Source organism: Limnobaculum zhutongyuii (genome assembly GCF_004295645.1).
GTDB classification, from domain to species: domain Bacteria; phylum Pseudomonadota; class Gammaproteobacteria; order Enterobacterales; family Enterobacteriaceae; genus Limnobaculum; species Limnobaculum zhutongyuii.
This window is the reverse complement of the sequence record NZ_CP034752.1, coordinates 2,925,618-2,939,244: the sequence shown is the minus strand read 5'-3', so window position 1 is coordinate 2,939,244 and position 13,627 is coordinate 2,925,618. Positions and strand designations below refer to the sequence as shown.

General features: G+C 39.2%; 12 protein-coding genes. 9 read left to right on the top strand and 3 right to left on the bottom strand.

Annotated features, from left to right (window positions below; all coding sequences use genetic code 11):
* Nucleotides 1-24: 24 nt before the first annotated feature.
* A complete protein-coding gene (locus EKN56_RS13170; protein ID WP_130592198.1) occupies nucleotides 25-441 on the bottom strand; it encodes an ACT domain-containing protein in 417 nt (138 codons plus the stop codon).
* Nucleotides 442-718: 277 nt separating this feature from the next.
* Here EKN56_RS13170 and EKN56_RS13165 point away from each other — a divergent pair, with 277 nt between their 5' ends.
* The 6 genes from EKN56_RS13165 (at nucleotide 719) to EKN56_RS13140 (ending at nucleotide 7,646) form a co-directional block, all read left to right on the top strand.
* A complete protein-coding gene (locus tag EKN56_RS13165) occupies nucleotides 719-1,150 on the top strand; it encodes a hypothetical protein (protein WP_130592197.1) in 432 nt (143 codons plus the stop codon).
* A 269-nt stretch (nucleotides 1,151-1,419) separates the two neighbouring features.
* Nucleotides 1,420-2,508 carry a porin gene (locus EKN56_RS13160; RefSeq protein WP_130592196.1) on the top strand — a complete coding sequence of 363 codons (1,089 nt, stop codon included), beginning with the start codon at nucleotides 1,420-1,422 and terminating at the stop codon, nucleotides 2,506-2,508.
* 370 nt (nucleotides 2,509-2,878) lie between these two features.
* Entirely contained in the window at nucleotides 2,879-4,771 is a 1,893-nt protein-coding gene (locus tag EKN56_RS13155; protein WP_130592195.1) for a DEAD/DEAH box helicase, read from the top strand.
* A 3-nt stretch (nucleotides 4,772-4,774) separates the two neighbouring features.
* A complete protein-coding gene (locus tag EKN56_RS13150) occupies nucleotides 4,775-5,188 on the top strand; it encodes an EcoRII N-terminal effector-binding domain-containing protein (RefSeq protein WP_130592194.1) in 414 nt (137 codons plus the stop codon).
* 9 nt (nucleotides 5,189-5,197) lie between these two features.
* A complete protein-coding gene (locus EKN56_RS13145; protein WP_210405304.1) occupies nucleotides 5,198-6,814 on the top strand; it encodes an ATP-binding protein in 1,617 nt (538 codons plus the stop codon).
* Entirely contained in the window at nucleotides 6,804-7,646 is an 843-nt protein-coding gene (locus EKN56_RS13140) for an HNH endonuclease (protein ID WP_130592193.1), read from the top strand. The genes EKN56_RS13145 and EKN56_RS13140 overlap by 11 nt, the downstream gene beginning before the upstream one ends.
* A gap of 410 nt (nucleotides 7,647-8,056) precedes the next feature.
* On the opposite strand, the gene EKN56_RS13135 is transcribed toward EKN56_RS13140, so the two are convergent.
* Nucleotides 8,057-10,096, bottom strand: a complete 2,040-nt coding sequence (locus EKN56_RS13135) for a UvrD-helicase domain-containing protein (RefSeq protein WP_130592192.1) — start codon at nucleotides 10,094-10,096, stop codon at nucleotides 8,057-8,059.
* Nucleotides 10,080-12,062 carry an ATP-dependent nuclease gene (locus EKN56_RS13130; RefSeq protein ID WP_130592191.1) on the bottom strand — a complete coding sequence of 661 codons (1,983 nt, stop codon included), beginning with the start codon at nucleotides 12,060-12,062 and terminating at the stop codon, nucleotides 10,080-10,082. Before EKN56_RS13130 ends, EKN56_RS13135 begins: the two co-directional genes overlap by 17 nt.
* Nucleotides 12,063-12,314: 252 nt before the next feature.
* Here EKN56_RS13130 and EKN56_RS13125 point away from each other — a divergent pair, with 252 nt between their 5' ends.
* The 3 genes from EKN56_RS13125 to EKN56_RS13115 all read left to right on the top strand — a co-directional run bounded on the left by EKN56_RS13125 (nucleotide 12,315) and on the right by EKN56_RS13115 (nucleotide 13,623).
* Entirely contained in the window at nucleotides 12,315-12,605 is a 291-nt protein-coding gene (locus tag EKN56_RS13125; protein WP_130592190.1) for an ArsR/SmtB family transcription factor, read from the top strand.
* Nucleotides 12,595-13,164: a sigma-70 family RNA polymerase sigma factor gene (locus EKN56_RS13120; RefSeq protein WP_228723132.1), complete on the top strand. Its 570-nt coding sequence runs from the start codon at nucleotides 12,595-12,597 to the stop codon at nucleotides 13,162-13,164. The genes EKN56_RS13125 and EKN56_RS13120 overlap by 11 nt, the downstream gene beginning before the upstream one ends.
* Before the next feature lie 102 nt (nucleotides 13,165-13,266).
* Complete coding sequence (locus tag EKN56_RS13115) at nucleotides 13,267-13,623, top strand: arsenic metallochaperone ArsD family protein (RefSeq protein ID WP_130592189.1); 357 nt, start codon at nucleotides 13,267-13,269, stop codon at nucleotides 13,621-13,623.
* Nucleotides 13,624-13,627 lie beyond the last annotated feature (4 nt).

Genomic DNA, 13,627 nt, shown 5'->3' with positions numbered 1-13,627 from the left:
ATTCGCGAATATCAGGAAAGAAGATTAATTTAACCTTGCATGGTGCTTCTGCAATTCAATTAATGTATTTAATGCACGGTCGGCATCTTGTTCAGGAACAAAGATATGATCGTGATAATAGGCCGCCACGACGTTAGCGCTGATATTGTTATCGGCTAAAGCTTTAGATACCGCAGCGGTTAGGCCCACCGCTTCAAGGCTTGAATGCACGGTTAACGTGATCTGGCGGAAGGTGCCACTAAACGCTAGCTGATGAGTTATTGCGGTTTGTTGCGTAATAATCAGGGTAACGCCTTCCTCTTCTACAAATAGCCCTTTGGGTTTGAACCTGAAAAGCTGCTCAGTAAATTCTTCTTTGATGGTACAAAACACATAAGTTTCACTGCTTAATGCAGGTGACATAGAAGAGAGCAGAGTACTGAGTTGTTTAATGGGTTGCATAGATATTCTCCTTAATTGCCAGCAGGATAGATATATTATTGGAAGATGGATAATTAAAGTTTTTACTCAAGGATTAGGATAACTTATGGCTGAAATATTATTCTGAAGTTAGTTATACCTATTATTCCGGCTTTATTATTACCCGGTTAAATTATTTCTATATATCAAGCGATAAGAAACTGAAAATTATGTCAAGGATGTGTAAAGCACATTGACGGAGATATGCCTTAGTATATTTTGAATGGCGTAGAGGGCATTCTCTCACTAATAAGGAAATATGATGAAATCAAAAGCTATTGTTATCGGACTATTTAGCGCAGCATTATTAACCGGCAGTTTCAGCGTATTTGCTGAGCCAGATAGTGCACCACAACCTCAGGATGTGCAGCAAAGCGAAAGACATTCTGATGGTAAGTCGGACGACCGTAAGGACAAGCGCGATAACAAACGTTCTGATGCAAACAAGGATGAACGCAAAGAGAAAGGCGATCGCCCGGAAAGAAATTCAGAAGACCGTAAAAACAAAGGCGATAAACAGCGTCCGGACGTAAAACCAGAAGATCGCAAAGCAAAGGGTGATAAAAACTCTTCTGAAGAGCGTAAAGCTAAGAGTGATAAAAAGCGTTCTGATGGTAAGAAGGGTGAGCGCAAAGCCAAAGGCGATAAACCGCAACCTGATGCAAAAGCAGACGATCGTAAAGACGATTAATTGCTGAAAATTAAAATTATTTTAGTGAAGGGGCGAAAGCCCCTTCACTGTATTTAGCGTATCCATATTCCTGCCTGTAAACCTGACATCATAAGATTTTGGTCACTTTCTAAATGATAATGAAAATAATTATCATTATGTGTTGTTTCTTAACCTATTGTTTGATTCAATAAAACGCGATGCGGAGGATAAAGACGCATGTCTAACGTTTGGTATCCTCTGCAGCGCAACAGTTGATATTTAGGCAGGATCAATCAAGGAAACGAATAATGAAAAACAACAAACTGTTGGCAGGGCTGTTACCCATTATGATGGTGGCGGGGGCAGCAAATGCGGCTGAACTATATAACAAAGACGGCAACAAGTTAGACTTCTCGGGACAAATCGAAGGTAATCACTACATCTCTGATGACAAAGGCGAAGACGGCGACAACAGCTTCGTTCGCTTTGGTATTCGTGGTGAAACACAGGTTACTGAACAAATCATTGGCTATGGCTACTATCAAACCGAACTTACCGCCAGTTCCAGTGAAAACGGCGGCGATAATGGTTCTACCACCCGTTACGCCTTCGCCGGTATTAAATTTGGTGATGCTGGTTCTTTTGACTACGGTCGTAACGACGGCATCCTGTATGACGTTGGCGGCTGGACCGATGTTCTGCCAGAGTTCGGTGGCGACTCCTATCAGCAAACCGATGTCTTTATGACTCAACGTGCAGGTAACCTGGCAACCTATCGTAATAAAAACTTCTTTGGCGCGGTTGATGGTCTGGACTTTGCCGTTCAGTATCAGGGCCGTAATGACTCCGGCGACCGTAACAAAAGCGATCGCAATGGCGACGGCTGGGGTATGTCCACCACCTATGATTTAGGTATGGGGCTTTCTGTGGGTGCTGCTTATGCTTCATCTGACCGTACTTATGACCAGTCGCAAGACCATCTTGGCGATCGTGCTGACGGTGTAAGTGCGGGTATTAAATATGATGCAAACGATCTGTATCTGGCAGCCATCTATGGCCAAACTTACAATATGAATCTGTATGGCGACGATTTTGTTGCTAACAAAACTCAGAACGTAGAGCTGGTGGCTCAGTATCAGTTCGAAAACGGCCTGCAACCGTCGCTGGCGTGGGTTTACTCCAAAGGTAAAGACCTGGGTCATGACATAGGCAGCAAAACATACAATAGTGAAGAGCTGGTTAACTATATTGACGTTGGTGCCAACTACCACTTCAACAGTAACTTCACCGCTAAGGTCGACTATAAGATCAATATGCTGGATAGCAGCACGTTCACTGAGAAGGCTGGAATATCGACGGATGATATTGTGTCGCTGGCGGTTGTTTATCAGTTTTGATTGATGGGCTGCTTGCTGGTGGGGTAGCGAGTGGCTTGGAGTTGGGGAAAGGCGCTTAATGCGCCTTTTTTTGTTATAAGAGGAAATTTTGAAGTAAATAAAAGCTAATATAGCCATATTAATATGATAGAAAATATAGTTATAAAAATTAAATAGTTACTATTATCTTCAGAGTGTAATTCATTAAATTAAATATTTTCCAATTGATTAATTGAGAAAATGGAAGAATTTATTAGTGCTAAAAAATATTTACATGTTCCTACTTTCTCTTTATTTTTAAGAATAAATATATTACATTTTTTATCTAACTATCTGTTAAAATGGAATAATTATTATAATTTAAATGATGATGAATGGGAGGCGAAGGTGTATGTCTGTTGGTTGGAATATTCGAAGAAATGAATTATTTCTAATTGATCTTAACGGAAACATTCTCATTCCATCTGTGGAAGATGTTTATGCAGCCTTGGTTGAGCATCGACCAACAGAGCCATGGATCCCTATTGTAGTTAATGAACTACATGTCTCGCGTTATCCATTGGAACCAGTGCTTGTAATTGATGTATGTAGAAACGATATTCCGACATATTCAATATGTGCAAGTAGTCGTGGAGTTACAGTAGAGCTGGAGCTATACGATCTGAAACGAGGACATGTGATCGCGGGACAGAATTGGTATCCGATTGAGCCACAGGCTACTATTGAAATACTTGAACTGTTACAAACTTATGTTGTTGATATTGGTCCGGCTCATTCTTTAAAAGCATTTCTTTCGATTCGTAAAGCCCCTGCCATAAGAGATATTATTGATGATCGAATAGGTGAGAAAATTATTTCACCTCTTGTGTTCGCACCAAAAACTGATGATGTGCCGACTGGTATTATAGGACAACTCTATCCATATCAATTGACTGGTTGGCGATGGCTTAAATTTCTGTTATCTGAAGGTGTTGGTGGGCTTTTAGCTGATGAAATGGGGTTAGGGAAAACCCTGCAAATTATTAGTGTGATTAGTGATTCGGGAGCTTCCCAACTAAGTCCCGCATTGATCGTTGCTCCCGGGTCTTTGCTTGAAAATTGGTATCGTGAAATTAAAAAATTCGCACCTCATCTAAAAGTATTAAAACATCATGGTCCTGTGCGTACAGGACGACCAGCTACATTAATGTCTTATGATGTAGTTCTTATATCGTATGATAATGTAGTCACAGACAGCAGTCTGTTAAATATGATTCTTTGGAGAGTGGTCATTCTTGATGAGGCTCAATTTATTCGGAATCCTTATGCAAAACGAACTCGAGCTGTAAAACGTCTGAGGCGAGTTACTGGTTTGGCAATAACGGGCACTCCGATTGAGAATAAATTACTTGATATGTGGTCTATCATTGATTTTGTGTTTCCTGGATATTTAGGTGATGTAACATCATTTGAAACTGAGTTTCAGGATTCTGTCGATGGTGCTATTCGTCTTGAACCAATCGTTTCCCCTTTGATGTTGCGACGTAGAATTATTGACGTAGCACAAGACCTTCCTCCGCGAATAGAAATTCCTCAAGTATTGGAGATAGATGAGAATGAAGCCGTAGCCTATGATGCAGAACGAAATCGTATTAGTTCTGAGTATGGTGTTGCTGCAACTTTAGTATCATTAACTTCACTACGTCGTTTTTGTGCTCATCCCATTTTGATGAATGGTAATTTAGATTGTGTAGATCCCATGTCATTTTCAAAGTTTCGTCGATTGAATGATATATTGAATGAAATTTTCATTAATAATGAAAAAGTTATAATTTTTACGTCATTTACAATAATGGCAGATTTAATTCTGCAACACATACAAAACTATTATGGCTTTTTTGTAGGTATTATTGATGGACGGTTGGCAATTGATGAGCGGCAGCCACTTATTGATATTTTTAGTAAAGTAGATGGTTGTGCTGCTTTAGTTCTTAACCCAAAAGCTGGTGGTGCGGGGTTAAATATCACAGCAGCTAACCATGTCATACATTACAATTTGGAATGGAACCCTGCCTTGGAAGACCAGGCATCAGCGCGAGTGTATAGGCGGGGACAGAAACGGCCAGTTACAATTCATAAACTTTTGATTAGCAATACAGTTGAGGAAGTTGTCGCTGAACGTTTAGCTAGAAAAAGAGAATTATCATCAGTTGCTGTAATAGGCATTAAAGGGAAGGATGATGATTATAGTGATATTATAGCCGCATTAAGCAGATCGCCTTCTAAGGTGTTTGTAGGGAAATAAGTTATGACAAAAAAGTATGTTGTAAAAATACTTAGTGCCAACGATACAGGAGAGACGGGCGGTCATCAAGCTGGCATATTAATCCCAAAGGATAAGGAATTGCTTTCGTTTTTTCCTGTTCTTAATGAGAAATTATATAATCCTCGTGCTCATCTTCATTTTCTTGATGAAAGTGGGACGTTTTGGGAGTTTGCTTTTATTTATTACAATAACATATTTTTTGGTGGCACCCGTAATGAGTATCGTCTGACTAGGATGACGAAGTATATTCGGCAAGCTAGGTTAGTTGCTGGAGATGAATTAGTCTTGTTGAAAGAAGATGGTCGTTACAAGGTGTCATATAAACGTAAAGATACAAGAGTCCATACAGGAAAGGTGCTTCAGTTAGGTACTAATTGGCGAGTAATTCAAATTTAAGGAAAAAAAATGATTAATAACGTTCAAGAAATTGAATTACCGCCTGACCCAGAGCGCGTAATTGTAGGCCTTAGAGACACGGGATATGAATTTAATACAGCTGTTGCTGATATTGTAGATAATTCGATCGCAGCTAATGCAACAAATATTCGATTACAACTTGGTATTGATCTGAAAGGAAATATTCGTCTTTTGATAGCAGATAATGGAGATAGAATGGATCGCCAGGGATTAATTAATGCAATGCAATATGGCTCGAAAGCCCGCTCTAATTTAGCCAGTCTTGGTAAATATGGTTTAGGTCTTAAAACTGCTTCTACAGCTTTTTGTACTCGTTTGTCAGTGATATCTCGCCCAAATGCTATAACTTCTCCACTTATGGCAACGTGGGATTTATATCATGTTGCAGATGCAAAAAAATGGGCATTATTGCTTAATGAAATTTGCGATGATGAAGCTGTTGAGCTCATGAATAAAGTCGCTCCAGGCCAAGCTGGGACAGTTGTACTTTGGGAAAATGTTGATAGGTTGATCAAAGATTATTCTGATCCAGCTGGAAAACCAGCAAGAAAGGCTTTACAAACAAAAGAAAATTCGCTTCGACATCATCTGGCGTTGGTTTATCAACGTTTTCTTGATTTGGATGATAATCGTGCCCCAAATATTATTATCGAATTAAATGATGAGCCTGTAGCACCTTGGGACCCTTTCCAGCGTGGCCTTTCTGAGTTGGTTGCTGAAGAGAAAGTAACGACAAGATTATCGGATGGTAGAGAGGCTCAATTTATAATACGTGCTTTTATATTGCCACGACGGGAAGAGTTTCCTGATGATGCTTTAGCTGCTGCAGCATTATTATCAAATGAGAGACAGGGTATTTATATTTATCGTGAGAATCGGTTAATTCATGATGCCGATTGGCTTGGACTATACCAAAAAGAACCTCATCTATCCTTATTACGAATTGAATTTTCATTTGATCATAAGCTTGATGATGCCTTTCATCTTGATATTAAAAAGTCTCAAATTATTCTTAATGATGACATTGCTACTTGGTTATCACATGAATTTTTAACATCTCCCCGACGTGAGGCAAACCGTCGATCTCGTGAAGGACAGCAAAAAGAGATTTCTAAAAGAGGGGAAGGTGCCCATGATAATTCTAATAATAATATTCGAAATCGAGAAGCTGTCGCTGGTGGACCGAAGGTTAATATTACTGACTTAAGTGCAGGCGAAGCAGAAGTCGAGAACAAACATGGAAAGACGCGATTGAGACTAACGATTACTTCGGCAAAACGTTCCGGCGAGGTTTTTGTTCAACCAGTCGATGGTATAAAGAATGGTTTGTTATTTCAGCCAGCTATCATTGAACAACATAAAGCAGTACAACTTAATACTAGTCATCCATATTATCATAAGGTCTATATTCCTAATTTAAACCGCAGTGTTACGATGCAAGGATTAGACTCTTTAATGTGGGCTTTGACTGTCGCTGAACTTTCAACAGTACAGGATAATACCGCCGCAATATTTCAAGATATGCGTTATGAAGTTTCTAGAATACTTGAAAAATTGGTCGAAACTTTACCTGAGCCAAATATGGGGTCAGATAATGGTGATTGACTCTTACTCTTTAGCTGAACGTATATCTTCAGAAATAGGTTTTGAATTTACTGCTTCTGAGGGATGGGATAGAGAAGGTCAACGTTGGTTTGAGCTATATCCTACGGGATATCCTATTGGACAGACTTTTACAATTCGTACAATAATTGGCTGGCGTCGAATTGATGTAATTTTTCGCCCAGCTATTTTTGCTGGTGAGTTGGTCGAAGCAATGAGAACTTCTGATGAGGGGGGGCGGCAAACTTTCCGTGCTATTTTGGATACTTGCCAAAATGCTGATACGGAAATTTCTTTTATCATTAACGAAACGGTTTGTAATCCGAATGATGATGCTGTCTGGGATTTACCGTGGCGTAGTGTTGGTCTGGAAATTAGTAAGGGAATGCTTTCGATTAATAAAGGTAATATTGAATCCGATATGTACCATATCGAACTTTGGACTTCACGTATGGCCGCTGCAATAATATCTCTTTTACCATTAGAAGAAACTGTAGATGATTTTTTGGAGGTTTTTGGATTGCCCGAAGGGGCTAAAATGAGTATTGAAGTCAATCGCTATGAAAGAGATAGGCGTAATAGGGCAGCTGCATTAGCTATTCACGGATATACATGTAGTGGCTGTGATCTTAATATGGAAGAAAAATATGGAAATATTGCTGCAGGTATCATCGAAGTTCATCATGTGAAACCTATATCTGAACTTGGTGCTGATTATATCATTGATCCTATAAATGACCTTATACCATTATGTCCAAATTGTCATGCGGTTGTTCATAAATGTTCACCACCACTATCTATTATTGCACTTCGTAAAAACTTAAATATAAATTAATAAAGCATTTATGGTTTGGACAAATATTAGTAGTTGTTAATTGTAATATTATTAAAATTCTTTTTAAGAAAAAGCCCGCAAACCTTTCAGTTAGCGGTTTTTTTACTTTCTGCAGAACTTAAACCAAATTTGGTGGAGCTGGCGGACACTTAACTCCACACATAACCCATTGATTTAAATGGGTCATAAAATAGTCTCTAAGTTGTTCTGGGCCGTATTCTGGGCCGAATATTTAATATACTGCCGGGATAGCTGAGTTCAGCTATATGACGAAGTCTAACCATTTTCATAACAAATTTGAAGCATAAATATTCAGCCTACCGGGAGTTGAACTGGGTCATTTCAGGAGTTGAACTGAGCTATTTTGGGGAGTTGAATTCAAACCATGCTCAGGAAATGAGTTAAACAAATCATATAGTCTCAACTTGCCATCCAGATTCCCGCAGCAACTGAGTTTGCTCATCTGATATACGGTCTGCGTGCAGGGCTAAACATAGTAGATGCCTTGGTCTACTCATTGCGACATAAAATTGCCGCATAAATACTTTATTTGATTTGCGTGAATTTGGTTTATCTTTCAGATTGGAATTAGGATGTGCAATACTTGGTAGCTCTCCTGTCAAATATGGCAGCATAGCTTGCATATCAAATGTGTGATTCTTTGTCTCAACGACCAGTGTCGCATCATGAGTTTCACCTTTAACCGCATGTATTGTTGAAAGCTCAATATGGAAGCCATCTACGTGGCTTATAGTGTTGTCTTTCGAAGAAGCTAATGTCGGGGCTTGCTCTGTTCGCATAGGTTTACTGGAGGCATTAAATGCCATATATTCTCTAGTTTCTGCCGAAATATCTAAGAGTCCAATTAAAGAGGATAGTATCGAGCATGCTTGCACCCAACGGATAAGTTGCGTTGCTTCGGTTTCAGTGAGTAAATAAAATAATCCTTTGCGAAAGCGAGCCCAACTATCTTTTTTTATTAAATATTCGCGTAGAGTCGAATTAGTAAAGTTGCGACCATCGTCATCTGTGATGTTACTCATTCGCATAATCTTAAGGATGCAAGTTAATAAGAATTTATAATTATCAGCTAAATCGATAGATGAATTTTGTTGACAATGACGAACGGCATCTATAAAGCAAGACTCTTTGAAGTTAACCTTCGATTTTGCCTTGTCAAAATCAGGCCAATAATGACCTAATCTGAATTGGTCTTTATCTGGCGTTATTTCTGCACCAACCGCACCAACAACTTTTACCGTAAATTTTTTGTCTTTTTTATATTTATCTGCGAATTGATTTGAAATAATCTGAGCAAAATACTCAATTACTTTTTCACAAGTATCATCATTAAAAAGAATAATGGTATGAGTGAATTTATTACCAGAAATATGTGCTTGTGCTCTATCTAATAAACTTGTTTCTGTTAATTCAGTTTCTAAAGGGATTTCATTGAAGCTTAATCTATTGATTTTTTCAGATAAAGCCCCATCAAAACGATGAGATTTATGAATTATATAATCCATTTGGTCTCGCAACTTACCGTTGAAGCTTTGATTAGGCTCTTCTGTTCCAATGCTATTAAAAATAGATTGGTCTGGATCTCCAAAACGTTGAATAATCGAATTTTGATTAAAGGGAAAAATTTTACATAAAAGTTCATCTTGGAATTTTTGTGTATCTTGCATCTCATCAATCAAAATAAATGGGAATCTTGTTCTTATCACCTTAGCTAATTCAATATTATTTGTACATGCTTTATCGGCTTGTATATACATATCTCTAAAAAGGAATACACCTCGTTTATCCAAATAATTTTTTAATCGATTTAGATCACTGATTGCCTTTTGGAAATTATTATCGCTTTTCCAAGCTTTGGATTTTTTATCAATATTTATTTCCTCACCATTCTGTGAGATATATCTAAATGATCCCCTAAAAAAGGCCTCCTGTTTTTCCGTATTTCCTAATCCACTCAATGTCGCTTTAAACCAGGAAAACTGAGCTAATTCAAGGAGCTTCACTGCTTGTTTTGCGTAGGTGTCATTGTCTACCGTGATATCACTAACACCACTAGATCTTATATATGGAAGAGCTAAAAAGCGGTGTACAAATTCCTGAATGGTACCGATAAAGTGTGGGTAGCTCAGTAGACGCTGTGCAACTTTTGATTTTGAGCGCTGAAGGCGGTCAATGATCTCATCTTTAGCCACATTGGTATGAGATAGGACGCATATCCCTTGGTGTGGATAGTTCCACTTTTTAGCCAGAAGAATGAGTTTTGTGGCAATCAATGTTGTTTTTCCACTTCCGGGGCAGGCTTGTACATCAATGGAGTGCATAGCCTTCAAAATAGAAATGCGAATATCATCCTGAAGAATAAGTTTTTCAGTTTCGGCTATCTCGGTAATGTCATCATGTGTAATGAGGCCTTCAAGTGAGTGCCGCATGCCGCACCTCCTCGGGCTCTTCTTCAATTGGCTCTGTTACATATTCAATAGCTTCAATAAGGTAGTTTGGAAGTTTCTGTCTGAGTTCAACTGCAAATTCGGTTTTTGCCCGTGTTTGGACCGAGTTAGAAATATCGTTATTACTGGCATCAGCATCACTAAGAGAAGCTATCGCTGCATCAACTTTTTGTTCTTGTTGTTTTTGAAGAATGCGAGACAGTTCATATGCAAAGTCAGTTTTTGAAACCTGGCTAAGAATGAATGTTGCTTTGGTATCATCATCGCCAACGATGTCATCAATTCCTGTATTAGAGCCAACGATAGCTTCATAACACTCGCCAAAAAGACCGTATTTAGCCAGGCAATATTCAAACGTCCAATCATCCGATATTTTGACTGCAACATTCTGCCTATCTAATTGAGCGATATGTTCAATTTTTCTTTTCTGGTCGTCGGGGCAATTTCTTCGCCAATAGGCTTGGTTTCTGCTGTTCTCTTTTCTAAATCCGTATGGATTACTACCGTCATCTTTTTCTTCGGCACAATCTGGCCAAAGGTCAAGATCCCTAAGTACGCATACTTTTGTCGGATGCCATGCGGTTTGGTTTTCATCTTGGCCGGATCTTAAGAATAATCTGGCAAAGCGCTTCCATGAGCCACTATTGTCGTATTTGACAATAGATACGCCATAATTTTCTAAAGGGCGTCCCAATAATTTTGCTAATTCAGGTAGCAGGATATTTTCACCATCACCTTCCACAAGCATGACTGCTTTAGCAAAAAAAACATTAGCTTTGGTTGAATCTAAAAATTTCCTCAGAAATTGATAATCATCCTTAGCAAGTTCTGTTTCACCTACAGCAAGCGGCCAAGCACCCCCTTCCGATAACATGATGATTTCGGCAGGATCGGCTTTAGATGCTATGTTAGGGCTGTGAGTTGTCAGAATACATTGTACTCCATCTGGTTTCTTTTCAGTTTTAGTTGTCTTGTTTATAAACTGAAGGAGCTTCATCTGTAGTTGGGGATGAAGATGTGCCTCTGGCTCTTCGATGAGAAGCAAAGGGAATTCGTTGTTTGCTTCTTGCTCCAAAAGTAATAACTCAGCACCCATAAAAAGAAGATTGAGATAACCAAGCCCATGTGTTCGTTGGTCATTAGTAAGAGATAACGTTAATCCTTCCAATAAGGTGCGTAAATGACGTTTTTGGATATGTCTTGGTAGATTGGAAAGGTCTTCTTCTTTAATGCCCGCTATATTAATAAATGCACCAAGTTTTGATTTATCTTTCTCAAAAATAAGCTTATGGAGATATTTTTGCTGAATGTTTTCTGCCGATTTTTTCAATGCCGCATCGTCAGTAAGAAGCTCATCATTTGCTTTAGCGACGATAGTAAGAATGCTTTCCATTCCCTCTATAATGTCTTTTGAGGAGCTCAGTATTTGAGATAAACGAGAGGCTCTACCACTAGAAAGTTCTACTTCGGCATCTCTTAGTGGCTTAAGGTACGTTGAGGCGAGAAAATCTCTGATCTCAGACTCAACGGCTAAACCGTTCCCGTTTATGCCTGAGCGTAATTCGGTCTTTATGTAGGGATAGCCTCTTTTCTCTAACCCCGTAATTTGAGCGTGTAGCTGAACATAAAGTACTGAACGGAGTTTTTTTTCACCGTTCTCATCTTCATATTCTTCATGAGAAATATGTTCGACAAAGCGATGAGCATGAGATGCTACTTCAGAAAATTTTAGTTTTATTTTTAAATCATCAGCATCATTGTGAAAGTCTTGCTCTGTAAGATAGGCCCGATCATTGGATTTTGTGCCTAGTGTATACCGAATTGCATCGATCAATGCCGTTTTGCCAGAGTCATTCTCTCCAACTAAGACATTTAGGCCTCGGTTTAGCTTCAAATGTAAATGCTGGAACAGCCTAAAGTTTGATATTTCAATATGTGATAAGTACAAATTAAAGCCTACTTAATGACAACGCCCATGAGACACGCCTATGCAACAAGGTTGTTAGGCCTCTAGTACTGCGGTGAATCAACAATTACTTAACCTTTGATTTTACACCTATTTACAATTTTCTATCTGTGATATTGATCCAAAGACGGAATACAAGCCCACTGGAACAATCAGTTACTTGCGATTTAGTGAAATAGTAGACATTTAACTATATTTCTAGAATAATGGAAATATGGTTTGTTGGGAGGTGCTATGAACATTGACGATGCGGCCAATCTCCTGAAAGAGCTTGGCCATCCAACGCGTTTACGGGTTTACAAGCAGTTAGTTAAATCGGGTAAGGAGGGAACACCGGTTGGAGAGTTGCAGGAAAAACTGGGTGTACCTAATTCGACACTCAGCCATCATCTGTCTGCGCTGATCTCAGTGGGTTTGATCCGACAACATCGAGTAAGCCGGACGCTTTACTGTATTCCAGAGTATGATTTACTCAATGAGCTTATGATTTTTCTAACGGATGAGTGCTGTGTAGATGAAAAATAATCTTAACGACCTGAGCGATATTGAACAATTTAATCATTGTATGGCAACCTTCTGGCGTCAACATGAGCAGGAACTTTACCTGTTTTTTCTTGGCCGTTTAGGCGACAGAGAGCAGGCAAAAGATTACTTGCAAGACCTGTTTTTAAAGGCGCGAACCATTGCCGACAGTTTTTGTTCGATGGACAATCCTCGCGCCTGGTTGTTTAAAGCAGCAAGGAATATGTTGATTGATAACTGGCGTAAAAATAGGGAGTTCACGGAGTTATCTGAAGAACTACCAGTATTAGACCGTGATACGCAGCCAATTGAAAAACTCACGACGTGCCTACCTCAAACCTTGCAGAAGTTATCGGAGCAAGACCAATACATTATACAGGCATGTGATATTGAGGGGTTTCCACAGTTAATGATTTCTGAGCAGATGGGGCTAACCCTACCTGCATTTAAGTCACGCTTGCTTCGAGCCCGGCTTAAGTTAAAAGAGATCATGTTGTCAGAGTGTCAGATTGAGTTTGCCGATGACACCTCCATTTGTTGTCATAAACACGATGATCAATAAATTTTCGATTTTATAAATAATTTTTGCATCCTTTTCCCATTTCATACGTTTACCTCAGTGAAGCTTATCAAGAGCAATTTAATTCACTGAGGAGAAATACCGATGAATACCATTTCTATTTATGAACCTGCCGGATGTTGTGCAACCAGTAGCGTTGTGGTTGATGAGAAATCATTAGCTTTCAATGCGGATATGGACTGGTGCAAAGAGCAGGGGATTCATGTCGAACGCTTTAATTTGCTGAAACAGCCTGCGGCCTTTGTCTCAAATGCTGTGGTTAAGGACTTTCTTACTACCTCAGGTCAACAATCTTTGCCATTGGTACTGGTCAATGGACAAATCGTACTCGCTGGGCGATTGCCGGTACGCGATGAATTGAAGCGCTGGTCTGGCGTTGATGTCGATAAATCGACTGAGGATTTTCCTCCTTCATGCTGCAACGTTCCACGTATGCCGTAATTGA